This window comes from Pseudomonas sp. LB1P83 (assembly GCF_054897885.1).
The window spans coordinates 4065858-4085652 of the sequence record NZ_CM142709.1; the positions used below are offsets into that span (position 1 = coordinate 4065858).

Here is a 19795-nt window from a genome sequence, read left to right on the forward strand (position 1 = left end):
CTCGTTAGGAAATCAGTTTTTCAAGTTCATCTGCTGATAAACGATTGAGGGCCTCCAAGGATTTAGCCAAAACATCATGAACGGGCTGCAAATCGGGTTGCAGGGCTTGAACGGCCTGGCAGAAATCGCCCAGATCGGTACGGGTGAACATCTCGCGGACCGGTATGTCGAACCCCGCCTGCTCACGCACACGCAGTACCACTTGCGTAGCCAGCAACGAGTGCCCACCCAGTTCGAAGAAGTTGTCGCGCAGGCCCACGCGCTCCAGTTTGAGCACCTCGGCCCAGATACCGGCGACTTGCACTTCGAATGCCGAGACCGGCGCCACGTAGGCCTGTTGCAACAGGCTGGCATCGGGCTTTGGCAAAGCCTTGCGATCCAGCTTGCCGTTGGGGCTCAGCGGCATCTGCGGCAATAGCAGCAGATGGGTCGGCACCATGTAATCGGGCAGGCTCTGGCCGATGTGGACCTTGAGTTCAGTCGCCAACTGCTGCGGCTGCGGTGCCTCTTCCACCGGCACCACATAGGCGACCAGCACGGCATTGTCCACGGCCACCACCACCGCTTCGCGCACGCTGTCGTGCTCCAGTAGCCGCGCTTCGATTTCACCCAACTCGATGCGCAAGCCGCGCAGCTTGACCTGATGGTCGATCCGCCCGGCGTATTCGATCACGCCATCGGCGCGGTAACGGGCCAGGTCGCCGGTGCGGTAGATCCGCTCGCCGTCACCAAACGGGCTGACCGCGAACCGCTCGGCGGTCAGCGCCGGACGCTGGTGGTAACCCCGCGCCAGACCTTCACCGGCCAGGTACAACTCACCCAACACACCGCTTGGCACCGGCTCCAGGTTGTCGTCGAGGATGTAGCAGCCGAGGTTGGCGATCGGTTGGCCGATCGGCACGCTGTCGCGGCCCTCTTCTACGCAGGTCCAGTGGGTGACGTCGATGGCCGCCTCGGTCGGGCCGTACAGGTTGTACAGAGCGGCGTTTGGCAACTTGGCGAACACCTGCTGCTGCGCATCCGCCGGCAGGGCTTCGCCGCTGCAAACGATGCGTTTGAGGCTGGTGCAGCTCGCGACGTCGATATCCTGCACAAAGGCCTGCAACATCGACGGCACAAAGTGCAGCGTGCTGATCTGCTCACGGTTGATCAACGCCACCAGTTTCGCCGGATCGCGATGATCCCCCGGCGCCGCGACGACCAGTCGTGCGCCAGTCATCAACGGCCAGAAGAACTCCCACACCGAGACGTCGAAACTGAACGGGGTTTTTTGCAGCACGCTGTCGCCAGCGCCCAGAGCGTAGGCTTGCTGCATCCAGCACAGGCGGTTGGTCAGCGCCGAATGGCGGTTGCCCGCGCCTTTCGGCTGGCCGGTGGAGCCCGAGGTGTAGATCACGTAGGCGAGGTTTTCGCCATCGACCGCCACGTTCGGATTGCTATCGGCATAACCGCCCAACGGTTCATCCAGCAGCAGCGTCTGCACGCTGGCGGACAGCGCCAGTGCATCGCGCAAATGGCCCTGGGTCAGCAGCCATTGCACGCCGCTGTCTTCGATCATGTAGCGCAAGCGATCCTGTGGGTATTCCGGGTCCAACGGCACGTAGGCACCGCCGGCCTTGAGCACCGCCAGCAGGCCGATGACCATTTCCAGCGAACGCTCGGCCGCAACGCCCACCAGACTTTCGGCACCGACACCCAAACCGATCAGCTTGTGGGCCAATTGGTTGGCGCGGGCATTGAGTTGCGCGTAGCTCAGGGTTTGCTCGCCAAAAATCAGCGCTGGAGCGTCAGGTGTTTGCAGCACCTGGGCTTCAATCAACTGTTGCACGCTTGAGGTCAGCGGGTAATCGGTGGCCGTGTTGTTCCAGTCCTGCAGCAGGGTTTGGCGCTCATGCTCGTCAAGCAAGCGCACGTCACCCAGCAAGCGCTGGCTGCCGAGTTCGGCCATTTGTTCCAGCAGTTGCTGAAGGTGGCGGGCCAGGTCTTCGATGACCCCACGGCTGAAGTGTTTGAGGCCAAAGGCGTACTGCACGGACAAGGTTTCGCCCAGGTCCACCAACACCGTCAGCGGGAAGTTGGTTTGCTCCTGGCTCAGCACCGGGCCAAACGTCAACCCTTGCGGCGCACCTTGCGCCAGCGCCTCGGCCACCGGGTAGTTCTCGAACACCAGCAGGCTGTCGAACAAGCCGTCACCCCGCTGACCCGACCAGCGCTGAATGTCCGCCAACGGCGTGTATTCGAACTCGCGCAAGGCCAGGTTCTGCGCCTGCACCTGCTGCAACCAGGCACCGATCGTTTGCTCGGCACTTGGGCTGGCGATCACCGGCAAGGTGTTGATGAACAACCCGACCTGATGTTCGACGCCTGGCAAGTCGGCCGGACGCCCGGCGACCGTGGCGCCGAACGCGACCGTAGCCTGTCCGGTATAGCGTTGCAGCAACAGCAGCCACGCCGCTTGCACCAGGGTGTTGAGGGTGACTTTCTGCTGACGGGCAAACTCGCTCAGGCGTTGCGTCTGCTCGCGATCCATCAGGCGCGTGAGTTCGTCATGACCGCTGGCCGGCTGCGCCTGGGCGCTATCGATCCGGCCCTGGGCCAGGCGTGTGGGTTCATCGAGCGTCGCCAACTGCCCTTTCCAGAACTGCTCGCTGGCCTGTGCGTCCTGGCGCTGCAACCAGCCGATGTAATCCGCGTAACGTCCCACCGTGGCGGCCGGCGCCTGCCCGGCATAACGCTGCAACACCTCGCCGAGCAACTGCGAGTTGCTCCAGCCATCCATCAAAATATGATGACTGGTGTAGATCATCTCGTGGCTGTCATTGCCAGTACGCACCAGCACCAGGCGCAACAGTGGCGCCTGGAGCAGATCAAACCCTTCACGCAGTTGTTCTCCTGCCAGAGCGTCCAGCGCAGGCAACAGGTCGATGCGATCACGCCAGTCATGCAAGGCGAACGGCAGGTCAGCCCGACGCTGCACGATCTGCAACGGCTGCTCCTGCTCGGTGGTCCAGACGAAACGGGTGCGCAGGATCGAATGATTATCCAGCGCGGCCTGCCAGGCCTGGCGCAGACGCTCGGCGTCCAGGCCCTGGACGCTGACACGCATCTGATTGATGTAGTCGCCCGACCCTTGCTCGTAAAGGCTGTGGAACAACATGCCCTGCTGCATCGGCGACAGCGGATAGATGTCTTCGACATCCGCTCCGGCATTCGGCAAGGCATCGAGTTGCGCCTGGGTCAGTGCTGCCAAAGGAACGTCGGACGGCGTGATACCGGCATGACGACTCTGGCTGCAATGCTCGATCAGCGCCCTCAGTTCCACGGCGTACTCATCGGCCAGGCGCTGCACGGTGGCTTCATTGAACATTTCACGGCTGAAGGTCCAGCCCAGGCTCAGCTCACCGCCATACACGCGGCCATTGAGCTCCAGCCAGTTGCCCAGCGGCGCCAGCGGGCTCTGTTCTTCGCCGGCACTTTCGCTGGCCGGCACGAACAGCGCAGCGTCATCGAACTGACTGTCGAACTGCCCCAGGTAGTTGAAGGTGATGCGCGGTGACGGCAACTCGCCGAGCACACGGCGCGTGGCCTCATCGCCCATGTAACGCAATACGCCGAAGCCGAGCCCTTTGTCGGGGATCGCTCGCAGCTGTTCCTTGATCTGCTTGATCGAGGCATCGAGGCTTGCGGCCGGTGTGAGGCGCACCGGGAACACACTGGTGAACCAACCGACTGTGCGGGTTACGTCGATGTCGTCGAACAGGTCTTCGCGACCGTGACCCTCAAGCTGGATCAGCGTCGAGTCGTGGCCGGTCCAGCGACAGATCACCCGCGCCAGCGCCGTCATCAACAGGTCGTTGACCTGCGTGCGGTACGCCGCCGGAGCCTGTTGCAGCAGTTGCCGGGTCAGGTCCTGGCCAAGGCGCGTCTGCACCGTCAGGGCATGGCGGTTCTGCACGCTGCCGTGCGGGTTGTCGCACGGCAGGTCAGTCGGCGCACCTTGCAATTGCCCGCGCCACAGGTCCAGTTCGCCTTCAAGGTTTGGCGCATGCTGCTGCAAGCGTTCGGCCCAGTGCTTGAACGCGTTGGTTTTGGCCGGCAGCTTCGCCACCTGTGCGTTGCAGAGCTGCTGATAGGCACTTTGCAGATCCTCCAGCAAAATCCGCCATGACACGCCGTCCACCACCAAGTGATGCACCGCCAGCAGCAAGCGCTGGGAACCATCGGCCAGGTCCAGCAACAGGCCGCGCACCAGCGGGCCATCGGCCAGATTGAAACTACGCTGGGCTTGCAGGCAGGCCTCGTGCAGGTGTGCATCGTCGGTCACAGCACCTTGCCACAGCAGCGTGTGTGCGCTATCGAGCGGGCGATGGGTGGCCGTCCAGCCTTCGCGGGTCTGATTGAACGACAGGCGCAACGCATCGTGATGCGCGACCAGGCTTTGCAGGGCCTGTTCCAGAGGCTGTGCGTTCAAGGCTTCGGCCGGCTTGAGCAGCACCGACTGATTCCAGTGATGACGTTCGGCAATCTCGCTGCCGAAGAACAACTGCTGGAACGGCAGCAATGGCGTTGCGCCGCTGACCGGTCCCTGAGCGACAACCGACCCGCTGACACCCTGGCGGGCAACCGTGGCTAGCGCCTGGACGTTCTGGTGCTGGAACAGATCTTTAGGGGTGAACTGGATCCCGGCCTGGCGCGCACGCCCAACCACCTGAATCGAGATGATCGAATCGCCGCCCAGTTCGAAGAAGTTATCCGTCAACCCGACCCGCTCAAGCTTCAACACATCGGCCCAGACCGCGGCGATGCGCTGTTCCAGTTCGCTGCGCGGCGCAACATAGTCGGCCTTGCCGGTGCCGAGATCAGGTGTGGGCAAGGCTTTGCGATCCAGTTTGCCGTTGGGGCTCAGCGGCATCTGCGCCAGGCTCAGCCAGTGATTGGGCACCATGTAGTCCGGCAGTCCACGCTGCAAGTGCGCGACCAGATCCGGGCGCCATTCGGCGCTGTCGTCGGCCAGCACCACGTAGGCCACCAGTTGCTTGCCATCGACCACTGACACTGCGGCTTCGCGCACAGTGGCGTGCTCCAGCAGCCGCGCTTCGATTTCACCCAACTCGATGCGCAAGCCGCGCAGCTTGACCTGATGGTCGATCCGCCCGGCGTATTCGATCACGCCATCGGCGCGGTAACGGGCCAGGTCGCCGGTGCGGTAGATCCGCTCGCCGTCACCAAACGGGCTGACCGCGAACCGCTCGGCGGTCAGCGCCGGACGCTGGTGGTAACCCCGCGCCAGACCTTCACCGGCCAGGTACAACTCGCCCAGCACACCGCTTGGCACCGGCTCCAGGTTGTCGTCGAGGATGTAGCAACCGAGGTTGGCAATCGGTTGGCCGATCGGCACGCTGTCGCGACCCTCTTCCACGCAAGTCCAGTGGGTGACGTCGATGGCCGCTTCGGTCGGGCCGTACAAGTTGTACAGCGCGGCGTTCGGCAACTTGGCGAACACCTGCTGCTGCGCATCCGCCGGCAGGGCTTCGCCGCTGCAAACGATGCGTTTGAGGCTGGTGCAGCTCGTGACGTCGATATCCTGCACAAAGGCCTGCAACATCGACGGCACAAAGTGCAGCGTGCTGATCTGCTCACGGTTGATCAACGCCACCAGTTTCGCCGGATCGCGATGATCCCCCGGCGCCGCGACGACCAGTCGTGCGCCAGTCATCAACGGCCAGAAGAACTCCCACACCGAGACGTCGAAACTGAACGGAGTTTTTTGCAGCACGCTGTCGCCAGCGCCCAGAGCGTAGGCTTGCTGCATCCAGCACAGGCGGTTGGTCAGCGCCGAATGGCGGTTGCCCGCACCTTTCGGCTGGCCGGTGGAGCCCGAGGTGTAGATCACGTACGCGAGGTTTTCGCCATCGACCGCCACGTTCGGGTTGCTATCGGCATAACCGCCCAACGGTTCATCCAGCAGCAGCGTCTGCACGCTGGCGGACAGCGCCAGTGCATCGCGCAAATGGCCCTGGGTCAGCAGCCATTGCACGCCGCTGTCTTCGATCATGTAGCGCAAGCGATCCTGTGGGTATTCCGGGTCCAACGGCACGTAGGCACCGCCGGCCTTGAGCACCGCCAGCAGGCCGATGACCATTTCCAGCGAACGCTCGGCCGCAACGCCCACCAGACTTTCGGCACCGACACCCAAACCGATCAGCTTGTGGGCCAATTGGTTGGCGCGGGCATTGAGTTGCGCGTAGCTCAGGGTTTGCTCGCCAAAAATCAGCGCTGGAGCGTCAGGTGTTTGCAGCACCTGGGCTTCAATCAACTGTTGCACGCTTGAGGTCAGCGGGTAATCGGTGGCCGTGGCGTTCCAGTCGTGCAGGATGACTTGGCGCTCGGCCGGCGCCAGCATCGACAAATCGCTGATCCGCTGGCCTGGCTCGGCCACGATACCGGCCAGCAAGGACTGCCAATGGCTGGCCATGCGCGCAATCGTGGATGCTTCGAACACGTCGGTAGCGTAGGTCAGCGAGACTCTCAAACCGGCCTCGGTTTCGGTCGAGTCCAGGGTCAGGTCGAACTGCGCCGTGGCACTGTCCCACGCCAGGCTTTCGATCCGCAGATTATCCAGGCCGGCCCTCGGTGCCTCGGCGCTCTGGTGGTTGAACAACACCTGGAACAACGGGCTGCGGCTCAGGCTACGCTCCGGCGCCAAGGCGTCTACCAGTTGCTCGAACGGCAGGTCTTGATGGGATTGCGCACCCAGCGCGGCTTGTCGGGTTTGCTCCAGCAAATCGCGCACACTCAGCTCGCCGTCGATCTGCCCACGCATCACTTGTGTATTGACGAAGAAGCCGATCAAACCCTCGGTTTCGGCGCGGTTGCGGTTGGCGATCGGCACGCCGACGCGGACATCGTTTTGACCGCTGTAACGGTGCAACAGGATCTGGAACGAGGCCAGCAACAGCATGAACAAGGTCACGCCTTCGCGCCGTGCAACGTCATGCAGTTGCGTGCTCAGGTTCGAGTCCAGTGCCAGGTCCAGGCGTGCGCCGCGATAGCTTTGCACCGCTGGCCGCGTGTGATCCAGTGGCAACTCCAGTACCGGCTGCTCACCACCCAGCCGCGCGACCCAGTACGCCAGTTGTCGCTCGCGCTCGCCCGCGTCCATCCACTGTCGTTGCCACTGGGCAAAATCGGCGTATTGCAGGGTCAATGGCGTCAGGGGGTGCGGCTGGCCAGCGTGTTCGCTGGCGTACAGTTCAACCAGTTCCTGCACCATGACCTGCATCGACCAGCCATCGGAAACGATGTGGTGCTGAGTGATTACCAAGACATGATCATCCGCCGCCACCTGCAGCAGATTGATTCGCAACAGCGGCCCGCTCGTCAGATCGAATGGCTGACGGATCTGCATCTGCACCCAGCCCGGGATTGTGTCTTCGTCGGCTTCAAGGGTTTGCTGGTGGATGTCCACTGAGCCCTGCGGGTGAATGATCTGAACGGTGTGCTCGTCATCCTGGCGGAACGTGGTGCGCAGCGGTTCGTGGCGCGCCACCAACCGGTCGACACTGCGTTGCAGCGCGCTGACGTCCAGCGGACCGTGCAGGCGCAAGGCGCTCGGCACGTGGTAGGCGGCGCTGTCCGGCTCCAGTTGCCAAAGGAACCACTGGCGCTCCTGGGCATAGGACAACGGCATGGGCTGGCCGCGCTCAAGCGCAATCATCGGCAGCGTAACGCTGTGCTGGAACGTCGCGCAGCACGCCGCAAAGTCCCCTAACGTCGGATGTTCGAACAGGGTACGCATCGGCACATCAAGGGTCAGTTCGTGACGCACCCGGGAAATCACCTGGGTTGCCAGCAAGGAGTGTCCGCCACGTTCGAAGAAGTGGTCGGTCAGGCCAATCGAGGGGGTCTGCAACACCGCTTCCCAGATTCTTCCAAGCTGAATTTCAAGCTCGCTTTGCGGCGCCACACAGGTGTGCGGCCCCTGAGCGAGGTCAACCTTGGGCAACGCATTGCGGTCGAGTTTGCCGTTGTTGTTGAGCGGCAACGCGGCCAGCAACACCAGGTGTGCCGGCACCATGTATTCGGGCAATGCCTGGCGCAACGCCGATTTGAGTTGATCGATCCATTGCGCTTGCACGGACGCTTCGGCGTCAGGCAACCCGACATCATTCGACACCACGTACGCCACCAGTTGAGCACCGGTCGGACCGTCCTGGGCGATGACGGCGGCGGCGCGGACGTGATCGCGGGCTTGCAGGCAGGCCTCGATTTCGCCTGTTTCGATGCGCAAACCGCGAATTTTCACCTGGTGGTCGATGCGCCCGGCATATTCCAGATCACCGGCGCTGTTGTAGCGCGCCAGGTCACCGCTGCGGTACAGCCGTGCGCCCGGTTCACGGGCAAATGGATCGGGAAGGAAGCGTTCGGCGGTGAGTGCCGGGCGGTCGAAGTAACTCTGGGCGAGGCTGGCCGGTGCACCGATGCACAACTCGCCGACGCCACCGGCAGGCAACAATTGCCCGGCACTGTCGAGCACGTACAACGCGCGACCGGGAATCGCCTGACCGATCGGGACACCGAAACTGTCGCTGGCATCCGTCAGGCGGCACTCATGCACGCTGGACACGACCGTTGCTTCGGTTGGCCCGTAGGTGTTGAGCAAACGCACAGGGTTCAGGCCGGCCTCGTGCCAAAGGCGCAGCCCTTCCACCGACATGGCTTCGCCACCGACGTGTACCTGGCGCAAATCGCCAAGGGTTTTGATGACACCACTGGCACACTCACGCGCCAGCAGATACCAGTAAGCGGCCGGCAGGTCGGCGAGCGTCACACCCCGGCGGACAATTTCGTCGGCCAGTTGCGTGGCATCCCACAGATCGTCACCGCGCATGACCAGCGCTGCGCCCACACACAACGGCGGGTAGCACTGCTCGACAAAGCCGTCGAAGCTGAACGTCGCGAACTGCAGCACGCGGTCGCTGGCGTCAAGCACCGAATACTCGGCAGCGCTCTGGCAGAACTCGCGCAAGGCACCGTGGGCGATGGCAACTCCCTTGGGTAGCCCGGTCGAACCCGAGGTGTAGATCACATAGGCCAGGTCCTCGGCCACCGCACGGTTCAACGGATCAGTCTCGGGGTAGCCGGCCAATTCGTCGGCCTGCTCACCCAGGCTCAGGCGAGTGATGTGTGAGGGCAGTGGCACGTCGCTCAGCAGACCGGATTCGCACAACAACAGGTCCAGGCGGCTGTCTTCGATCATGTAGGCCAGTCGCTGGGCCGGGTATTTCGGGTCCAGTGGTACATAGGCCGCGCCGCTTTTGAGGACAGCGAGCAGGCTGACAATCAGCTGCGGGCCGCGACGCATTGCCAGGCCGACACGCTGGCCGGGGCCGACGCCGCTGGCGAGCAGACGGTGTGCCAGACGGTTGGCCTGAGCGTTCAACTGGCCGTAGCTCAGGGTCAGTTCTCCTGCCTGCACGGCCAGCGCATCCGGAGTCGCTTGCGCTTGAGCGGCAATGCGCTGGTGCACCAGCGCATCGTCATGCAAGCACACCGCTGGCGGCTGGCAGAGCGTCAGCATGGCCTGGGCGCCCGCGTCGTCCAGCAGCTGCAGCGCGCCCAGTCGGGCGTTTGGCTGAGTGCTCAACTGGGTGAGCAGGTGCTGCAGGTTGGCGCTCAGCTCAATGACTTGCGCAGCACTGAAGCGCGCCGCGTCGTAGCTGAACTCCAGGCTCAAACCTTCACCCAGTTCGATGCCTAGCGTCAGGGGATAGTGCGTGCGTTCGTGGTTGTGCAGGTCAGCGAACGACAGACCGGCCGGAGCACCTTGTTTCAGCGCTTCAGCCACCGGGAAGTTTTCGAACACCAGCAGGCTGTCGAACAGCGCCGAGCCCTGTTGCCCTGCCCAGCCCTGAATATCGTACAACGGCACATGCTCGAACTCGCGCAGGGCCAGGTTCAGCCCTTGCAGCTCGCTCAACCACTGGCTGACGGTCTGATCCGGGCTCATCGCACACACCAGCGGCAGGGTGTTGATGAACAGGCCCAGCTGTTGCTCGATTCCCGGCAGCGGCGCCGAACGGCCGGCAACCGTGGCGCCAAAAGCCACGCAGTCCTGACCGGTGTAACGCTGCAGCAACAGGCTCCAGGCCGCTTGCAGCAGGGTGTTGAGCGTGACTTTCTGTTGCCTCGCGAACTCGGACAGACGCAGGGTTGCCTGCGGGTCCAGGGCAACGCGATGGGCTTCACTGCCCTGCCCGCCCACCGGTGGGCGCAAGGCTTCGGCCAACAGCGTTGGCGCTTGCAGCGGTGCCAATGCAGCTTTCCAGAATTGCTCGCCAGCAGCGGCCGATTGCTGTTGCAACCAGCCAAGGTAATCGCGGTACTGCCCCAATGGCGCCGGCAACGCCTGCCCGGCGGCATAATGCTCAATCACTTCGCCCAGCAACTGCGCGTTGCTCCAGCCGTCCATCAAGATGTGGTGGCTGGTATAAATCAGGTGCCAGGCATCGGTGCCGGTACGCACCAGTTTCAAGCGCAACAGCGGCGCCGTATCCAGCGCGAAACCGAGGGCACGCTCGGTATCGGCCAACGTATCCGGATCGGCCGTTTCAAGCACCTCAAGGGGCAACGTCACCTGACGGGCAATCACCTGGTGCGCGGTATCGAGGCCCTGCCAGTGGAAGCTACCGCGCAAAATATCGTGACGATCAAGGGCCGCTTGCCAGGCCTTGGCGAATCGCTGCGGATCCAGGCCCTGGATGTCCAGGCGCAACTGGCTGATATAGGCGCCGACTTCCGGCTCATAGAGGGTATGGAACAGCATGCCCTGCTGCATCGGAGACAGCGGGTACACATCCTCGATGGTCGAGGCCGCCATCGGCAAGGCATCCAGTTGTGCCTGGGTGATGCGCGCCAACGGGAAGTCGGACGGGGTGGCCTGCGGCGCTTTCAAGGCACAGCAGTGTTCAATCAAGCCTTGCAACTGAACGGCGTAATCATCCGCCAGGCGCTGGACCGTGGCGGCATCAAACATCTCGTGGCTGAAGCCCCAGCTCAGGGCCAGTTCACCGCCATACACCTGACCTTCGACGGTCAGCCAGTTGGCCAGCGGCGCCTGCTCGTCTTGAGCCGTACCGCCCGGTTCGGTCGCGGGCACCAGCAAGGCCTTCTCGTCGAACTGTCGGTCGAACTGCCCCAGGTAGTTGAACGTGATGCGCGGTTGCGTCAGGGCCGCCAGCTGCGCGCCGACCGCCGGATCCGCCAGGTAGCGCAGCACGCCATAACCCAGGCCTTTGTCAGGGACGGCACGCAGCTGCTCCTTGACCGTCTTGATCGAGCCATCGAGGTCGTCGGTGCTGGTCAGATTGACCGGGAACAGACTGGTGAACCAGCCCACGGTACGGGTCAGATCGACATCGTCGAACAGGTCTTCGCGGCCATGGCCTTCCAGCTGGATCAACGTGTCCGGCTGGCCGGTCCAGCGGCTGATGGTGCGCGCCAACGCCGTCAGCAACAGGTCGTTGACCTGAGTCCGATAGGCCATTGGCGCCTGTTGCAACAGTTGCCGCGTCAGCTCGGCACCGAGGCGCCATTCGATTTTCTGCCCATGTACATTCTGCAAACCGCCGTCAGGGCGATCGCACGGCAGCTCTGCTGCGCGGCTTTGCTGGTGCTTCCAGTACGCCAGTTGCCCATCGAACCGCTGCGCCTGCTCGGCCAGCCGTTCTGTCCAGGCCTGATAAGCACTGGTTTTGGCCGGCAACGACACGCGGCCGGCACTGGCCAGTTGTTCGTAGGCCTGCTGCAGGTCTTCAAGCAACACGCGCCAGGAGACACCGTCTACGACCAAGTGATGAATGATCAGCGACAAGCGCTGGCTGCCATCGGCCATGCTGACCAGCAATGCACGCAGCAGCGGCCCGTTTTCCAGGTTCAGGCTGCGCTGCGCTTCGTCACAGGCGGCGGTCAACTGCTCGGTAGACGTGGCGGCGCGCTGCCACAGCTCTGCACGCTCGACCAGCGGTCCGTGCACCTGTTGCCAGCCATCGGCGCTGTGGCTGAACCGCAGGCGCAGGGCATCATGGTGATTCAATACGTGGGTCAACGCCGCGTCGAGCCAAGCCGCGTTCAGCGGCTCACGGGGCGTCAACAGCAGTGATTGGTTCCAGTGTTCACGCGCGACCACCGGTTGTTCGAAAAACAGCGCCTGCACCGGCAACAGCCGTGCTTCACCACTGACCGGCCCCTGATCCACAGCGCTGTGGCTGTCGAGTGTGGCCACCAGCGCCAGACTGCGCACGCTCTGGTACTGGAACAAGTCCCGTGGGCTCAGGCGGATGCCGGCCTGCCGAGCCCGGCTGACCACTTGAATGGAAATGATCGAGTCGCCGCCGAGTTCGAAAAAGTTGTCTTCGAGGCCGACACGCGCAAGGCCCAACACCTCCTGCCAAATGGCGGCGAGCGTCTTCTGCATGACGTCTTGAGGTTCGACGAAGGCTTGTTGCGGCGCCGCATCCGGCTGCGGCAAGGCTTTGCGGTCAAGCTTGCCGTTGGCGGTGACCGGCAATTTCGCCAGCGTCATCAGGTAGGTCGGGACCATGTATTCCGGTAGGCTGCCCAGCAACCAGGCCTTGACGTCTTGCTGCCATGGTTCGGCGGGCTCGGCACGCTCAAGTACCAGATACGCCACCAGGTGTTTACCGCCCTGCACCAGCACCACCGCTTCACGCACCAGCGGATGCTGCATCAACCGGGTTTCGATTTCCCCCAGTTCGATCCGCAGGCCACGCAATTTGACTTGATGATCGAGACGGCCGAGGTATTCGATCACTCCGTCGGCGCGTTGGCGTACCCGGTCACCCGTGCGATACAAACGCGCACCGTCATGGAACGGGCACGGCACAAAACGCTCGGCGGTCAGGCCCGGGCGTCGGTGGTAACTGCGCGCAAGCCCGGCACCGCCGAGGTACAACTCACCGGCCACGCCGCTGGGTACCGGCAAGAGTTCGGCGTCGAGTACATGGGTGCGCAGGTTGGCAATCGGTCGCCCGATCGGCACGCTGTCGGCACCTTCATCGACACAGGTCCAGTGGGTGACGTCGATGGCCGCTTCGGTCGGGCCATACAGGTTGAACAACCCAGCCTGGGGCAGCTTGGCGAAGACCTGTTGCTGGGCGTCGAGCGGCAAGGCTTCACCACTGCAAACAATCCGTTTGAGACCTACACAGGCCTCGACACCCGGCTCGTGGATAAACGCCTGCAACATCGACGGCACGAAGTGCAGCGTGCTGATGCCGTACTCGCCGATGGTCTCGATCAGGCGCGCCGGTTCTCGATGCGCCCCGGGCGCTGCCACCACCAGCCGGGCGCCGGTCATCAGCGGCCAGAAAAACTCCCACACCGACACGTCGAAACTGAACGGGGTTTTTTGCAGCACCGCGTCACTGGAATCCAACCCATAGGCTTCCTGCATCCAGCACAAACGGTTGACCAGCGCCGCATGACTGTTGCCGGCACCCTTGGGTTTACCGGTGGAACCGGAGGTGTAAATCACATACGCGAGGCTCAAAGGAACCAACGCCACCTCGGGACGCTGCTCGCTGTAGGCATCCAGCCAGCCAGCGTCCTGATCGAGGGTAATGACATCGATCGCAACGGTCGGCAAGGCTGACAACAGTGAAGATTGAGTGAGCAACAGGGCAATGCCGCTGTCTTCGATCATGTACGCCAGACGTTCTTGCGGGTACTCCGGATCCAGAGGAACGTAGGCGCCACCGGCTTTCAGAATGGCCAGCAAGCCGATCACCATCTCCAGCGAACGCTCAACGCAAATGCCCACCAGCCCATCCGGCCCCACGCCCTGCTCCCGAAGCCGATGAGCCAGCTGATTGGCGCGGGCATCGAGCTGTCCATAGGTCAACGTCCGTGCACCGAACATCAGGGCAGGCGCATCCGGGGTTCGCTGGACCTGAGCTTCGATCAACGCGTGAATGCAGACATCGGTCGGATAAGCAGCCTGAGTGCGGTTCCAGTCATGCACCAGCACCTGCTGTTCACCCGCCTCCAGCAGCGGCATTTCACCGATCCGCTGGCGCTGATCAGCAACCAGCGCCGTCAGCAGATTGCTCCAGTGGCGCGCCATCCGCTCGATGGTGGCGGCGTCGAAAAGGTCGTCCGCATAGGTCAGCGCAGCGTGCAGCTTGCCGCCCTTCTCCCAGGTATCCAGGGTCAGATCGAACTGGGTGGTACGGCTTTTCCAGTCAATGCTGCCCAGCTCCAGGCCCGAGTCGGTGCTGATCGAAGACATGTCCGCAACCTGCGGCTGGTGGTTATACATCACCTGGAACAGCGGCGTGTGGCTGAGGCTGCGTTCCAGTTTCAGCGCTTCGACCAGGCGCTCGAACGGCAAGTCCTGATGAGCCTGGGCGCCGAGGGCGGTTTCCTTGATCGCCTGGAGCAACTCCTCGACACGGGTCTGACCGTCGAGTTGAGTGCGCAGCACCTGGGTGTTGACGAAGAAACCGATCAGGCCTTCGATCTCGGCGCGGTTGCGGTTGGCGATCGGCACGCCGACGCGGATATCGGTCTGCCCGGTGTAGCGATGCAGCAGCACGTTGAATGCGCCGAGCAAGAGCATAAACAGCGTGATGTTGTGTTTCTGTGCGGTGCTGCGCAGTTGCTCGGCCAGATGGCTGTCGACCGCGAATTCATAGCGGGTGCCGCGATAGCTCGGCATGGCTGGCCGCGAATGGTCCAGCGGCAGTTCCAGCACTGGGTGTTCGTCGCCCAGTTGTGCCTGCCAGTAAGCGAGTTGACGCGCCTGTTCGCCCGCCTCCAGCCAGCGGCGCTGCCACAAGGCGTAGTCGCTGTACTGGATCGGCAACGCCGCGAGCTGCGGTTGCGTGCCCGCCTCAAAGGCGTCGTAGCAGCGGATGAATTCGTCGATCAGCACGTTCATCGACCAGCCGTCGGAAACGATGTGGTGCAAGGTCAGCAGCAAGACATGCTCTTCGTCGGCGAGCTTGAGCAGGGTGACACGCAGCAGCGGGCCGACCGACAGATCAAATGGCAGCACGGATTGCTGCTCGGCTGCGTGGGCGACTGCCACTTCGCGCTCCGAGCCTGGTAACGCGCTGAAATCCACATGATCGACAACCAACGGCGCGCTGGCCGGCACTTGCAGCAAGGTGTCGTCGGCCTGGCGCTGGAACAGCGTGCGCAGGGTTTCGTGACGCGCCACCAGGCTGGCGAAGGCTTGCTCCAGCGCCGACAGGTTCAAACGCCCGGTCAGGCGCACCGCGCCGGGCAGGTTGTAGGCGCCGCTTTGCGGATCCAGTTGCCAGAGAAACCACATACGTTGCTGGGCGTACGACAGCGCCTGGCGATCCTCGGCCTCTATACCGGCAGGAATGGGGAACCGGGCGAAATCAACGCCTTCCTTTTGCAAGGCCGCAAGGAACATCTGCCGCTTTTCCAGGGGCAGCCCGATAAACCGGCGAGCAAGTTTCAAGGAGTCTTCAGCATTCATTTCTAAGCATCCGGATCAGTGGCGGGAAGCACAAAGGCACGTCGTCCCTATGAAACGAATTCAGACCGGAAAAATTAGCGAATGAGAACAAGTGTCAGGAAGGAGGGCGAGGCGAGGGAACTGAAGGGGTCACAGATCCCTGTGCGAGCCTGCTCGCGAAAGCAGTCTGTCAGTCACATCCATATTGAATGTGCCGCCGCAATCGCGAGCAGGCTCGCTCCCACAGGGGATTGAGTGATGTTTGGAATTGGGTCAGGCGCTGGCGCTGGCGGCCATGGCATGTCGACGATGGTGCACGTCGAGCTGATCCTTGATCACCCGCAGCACCTTGGCCTCGTGCTCATGGATAAAGAAGTGTCCGCCGGCCAGCATGTCCACGGAAAAGCTGCCGTGGGTTTCCTTGCTCCAGCCGATCAACTGTTCGGTGGTGGCTCGGTCGGTGGTGCCACCGAGCACGTGCACGGGACATTTGAGCAATGGACGCGGCAATGGCTCAAAACGTCCGCACAGCAAAAAGTCGGCACGCAGGACCGGCAACGTCAGGCTCATCAACTCTTCGTTGGCCAGAATCTCTTCACTGGTGCCGTTGAGCGTGCGCAACTGATCGATCAGTTCTGCGTCGCTCTTGGGCTCGCCAAAACCTCGGTCGTACTCACTGCGCATCGTCGGCGCGGCGGTGCCCGAGGCGAACAGCGCCACCGGTTCCGGGCAGCCCAGCGCGCGCAATGCGTGGGCCAGTTCACACGCCAGCAACGCACCCAGGCTATGGCCGAACACTGCGTAAGGCGCACGCAAGGACGTTTGCAACTCAGCCGCCAATTGACGGGCCAACGCGCGCATATCGGTCTGCAGTGCTTCGCCAAACCGTGCGCCGCGCCCTGGCAGCTCAACCGGTTGCAACTTCAGCCACTCCGGCAATTTGCGCCGCCAGCGGCTGTAGACCATGGCGCTCGCGCCTGAATAGGGTAGGCACAGCAATGTCAGCTGGGTCACCGGGCTTACCTCGAAAAGTTGTCTATCAAGAGAACGGATGAGCGCCGCCAAGAATTAGTCGTACACATACCCCGGTCTCACTCCTACAGAGGTTCTTTATTTCAAGTGGCGGAAGCTTTGGACTGCGGAACCGAGGACCACGATGCCAGCAGCGATGGCCACCCAGAAACCGCTGCGCGCGCCAAATGCATCGATCAGCCAACCCGAACTCGCCGCACCAATCGCCACGCCAATGCTCAACCCGGTCACCAGCCACGTCAGGCCTTCCGTCAGTTTGGCCGGCGGCACGATGCGCTCCACCAACGCCATCGCCACGATCAGCGTCGGCGCAAAAAACAGCCCCGCGACAAACACCGCCAGCGACAGCCCGAGAATGTTCGTTGCCAGCAGCAACGGCAGCGTGGTCACCGCCGTCGCCACCCCGCCATACAGAAACAATCGAGGCAGCGGCACTTTCGAGCGCAACGCCCCGAACGCCAATCCCGCCAGGCAGGAACCGATGGCATACACCGACAGCACAATGCTCGCCGCCGCCGGCTGGCCCTGTTGTTGAGCGAAGGCGACGCTGACCACATCCACCACGCCAACGATGGTGCCCATGGCGACCATCAACAGCATCAGCAATTGAATGTCGAGCGAACGGATGATCGAGCCTTGATGGTGTTCTTCATGGGGGTGAATCGCCGGTTCAGTGTCGCGTTGCAACACAAACGCCGTCACCCCGATCGCCAGCATCAGCAACGCCGCCAACGGCCCGGCCTCGGGGAATGCCACCACGCACAGTCCCACCGACAGCGGCGGCCCGACGATAAAGCAGACTTCGTCCAGTACCGACTCCAGCGCATAGGCGGTTTGCAGTTCCGGCTCGCCGCGATACACCTCGGTCCAGCGCGCCCGGACCATCGCCGACATGCTCGGCATGCAACCGGCCAGCGCGGCGAACACAAACAGCGTCCAGTTCGGCGCCTGCAAGCGGGTGCACAGCAACACCAGCAACAACGCCCCACCGCCTATCAGCGCCGAGATCGGCAGAACCCGGCTCTGGCCATAGCGATCCACCAGCCGCGAGACTTGCGGCGCACAAAACGCCGTGGCCAAGGCAAACGTCGCCGCCACCGCACCGGCCAGACCGTAGCCGCCTTGCAGTTGCGAGAGCATGGTGATCAGGCCGATGCCGGTCATGGAAATCGGCATCCGCGCGATCATGCCGGCCAGCACAAAAGCGCTGCTGCCTGGGGCTTTGAACAGGTCGCGGTAGGGGTTGGCCATGAGGTCAGGTCTCAGTTGGGGCGTGCAAGTTGCCATAAGGCTGATCGAGGGCAAAGTGAGTATTTGTTGGTTGAATGTGAACGTCGCTCAAACCTTGTACAAAACTCTTAGGTCGGCACACCCTCAGGCGCCTTAACGAGACATTGAAAACGGTCTAATAAAAATTTGCAGGGGGTAAAAGCCTTGACTAGATTTCGATTCATACGGGTACACGTCTGAATTTCCCTACGTCGTCTGGTCAGCGGTAAAGGTCCGGTAGCGAAGACACCATGGAGTCTGGCTATGGACGAATTTCTTATTCTGGTCGACCGACAAAACCGCAAAAAAGGCATCGCCGAGAAGCTGCAAGCCCATCAACTGGGGCTCTTGCATCGCGCTTTCTCAATCTTCATTTTTGATAGCAAAGGCCGTTTGCTGCTGCAACAGCGCGCGTTCGGCAAATACCATTCCGAAGGTTTATGGAGCAATACCTGCTGTGGTCATCCCCGCCCGGGCGAACGGACCGCTGCCGCAGCAAAACGCCGCTTGTCCGAAGAAATGGGCATCACCTGCCAGTTGCGAAAAGTCTTCACCCTTATCTACCGCGAGCCGGTTTCAAACCAGCTCATCGAGTACGAGTACGGCCACATATTCGTCGGGACCTGCGATTGCGAACCCGTCGCCAATCCCGAAGAAGCCAATGACTGGCAATGGCAAACATTGTCCGAGCTTCCCGCCTGCATCGCCGCCGCCCCCGAGACATTCACCGTCTGGTTCCGTCGGATAGTCGAGGACGCCGGACTTGCCGGGCTGAGCGCCTGGAAAGACCTCGCACAAGCGAGTTTCCGGACGGCTCCTCAACAAAGAGACCCGCCATGACCAGTAGCCCCCGGCTGGAACTGACCAGGACACTGGACTCACCGCTGATTGACGGTATAGCCCCTGCCCCGCAAATCTCGTCAGCCGTCTCAGGAGACGATCATGTCGACCACTACCGTCCCTGAAGAGCTTGCCGAGTTGCACATCCCGGTCTTCGAGTTGCCATGGCCTGGTCACTGCTCCCCCCTTGCGGCCAGTATTGAACAGCAAACCAACGCCTGGCTACGCAAGTACGGGGTCATTGCGCACGAACACTGCGCCGCCAAGGTCGCCAGAGCCCGATATGGCTGGCTTGCGGCACGCTGCTATCCCCACGCCGAACCGACGCTGCTACAAACCATCGCTGATTACCTTGCCTGGTTTTTCCTCTTCGATGATCTCGTTGATCGCGTCAGTACTTTTTCGCCGACGGCGATCACTCACTTGACCGCCATCATCGACGTACTCGATCTGGATCAACTGAGTCCGCTCCCCCTTGCACAGGAAGTCGCTTGGCTGGATATCTGCCAACGGCTGAAACAGCAGCTGTCCGGTGAACAGTTCCAACGATTTGCCCAGTCCATGCGAATGTGGACAAGCACCTGCAGCCTGCTGCTGCTCAATCAGATTCACCGCCAACCGGTGGACACTCGCCAACACGAAACCCTTCGTCGCCATACGAGCGGCGTGGATGCCTGCATGGTGCTGGCTGACATTGCCAGCCACAGCCCCCTGTCGCCCGATGACTACTTTCGAGCCGACCTGCAACAACTACGGCTATATGCCAACAACATTGCCAGCTGGAGTAACGATATCCAAAGCCTGGTCAAAGAGCTTCATGAACCGGGCCCGCACGGGAATCTGGTGACTTGTCACGCCGCTCTTGGGCATACGTTGCAGGTGAGTGTCGACGTTGTCGCGCAGCGGGTACGCGATGAAATCAGCCACTTTTCCCGCCTCTCTCGATCCGTAAGCAGCCATGCGTCACCCGGCATTTGCCACTCCATCATGACCATGCAGGATTGGCTGCGCGGGTATCAGGACTGGATCGAAAACGACACTCGGCGTTACGCGTAAATGTTCACTGCAGAAGAGCGATGGGCGTGAACGCGAAGGCCCAAGGTGAACTCTTCGCCCCACAAACCAGTCAGCTGATTAGGCCCTCAC

The 19795-nt window shown here is 62.3% G+C and carries 5 protein-coding genes; 2 read left to right on the forward strand and 3 right to left on the reverse strand.

What is annotated here, in order from left to right:
- Positions 1 to 4: 4 nt before the first annotated feature.
- The 3 genes from ACYZTY_RS18685 to ACYZTY_RS18695 all read right to left on the reverse strand — a co-directional run bounded on the left by ACYZTY_RS18685 (position 5) and on the right by ACYZTY_RS18695 (position 17791).
- On the reverse strand, positions 5 to 15529 hold the full coding sequence (locus ACYZTY_RS18685; protein WP_461954958.1) for a non-ribosomal peptide synthetase: 15525 nt from the start codon (positions 15527 to 15529) through the stop codon (positions 5 to 7).
- A gap of 252 nt (positions 15530 to 15781) precedes the next feature.
- On the reverse strand, positions 15782 to 16474 hold the full coding sequence (locus ACYZTY_RS18690; protein WP_461959353.1) for a thioesterase II family protein: 693 nt from the start codon (positions 16472 to 16474) through the stop codon (positions 15782 to 15784).
- Positions 16475 to 16618: 144 nt separating this feature from the next.
- Positions 16619 to 17791 (reverse strand): MFS transporter, encoded by a 1173-nt coding sequence (locus ACYZTY_RS18695; RefSeq protein WP_461954959.1) that lies wholly within the window; start codon positions 17789 to 17791, stop codon positions 16619 to 16621.
- Between the two features lie 282 nt (positions 17792 to 18073).
- Between ACYZTY_RS18695 and idi the strand changes: the two genes are divergently transcribed.
- Positions 18074 to 18649 (forward strand): isopentenyl-diphosphate Delta-isomerase, encoded by a 576-nt coding sequence (idi, locus tag ACYZTY_RS18700; RefSeq protein WP_461954960.1) that lies wholly within the window; start codon positions 18074 to 18076, stop codon positions 18647 to 18649.
- A gap of 102 nt (positions 18650 to 18751) precedes the next feature.
- Positions 18752 to 19705 carry a terpene synthase family protein gene (locus tag ACYZTY_RS18705; protein WP_461954961.1) on the forward strand — a complete coding sequence of 318 codons (954 nt, stop codon included), beginning with the start codon at positions 18752 to 18754 and terminating at the stop codon, positions 19703 to 19705.
- The last annotated feature ends 90 nt before the right edge of the window (positions 19706 to 19795 follow it).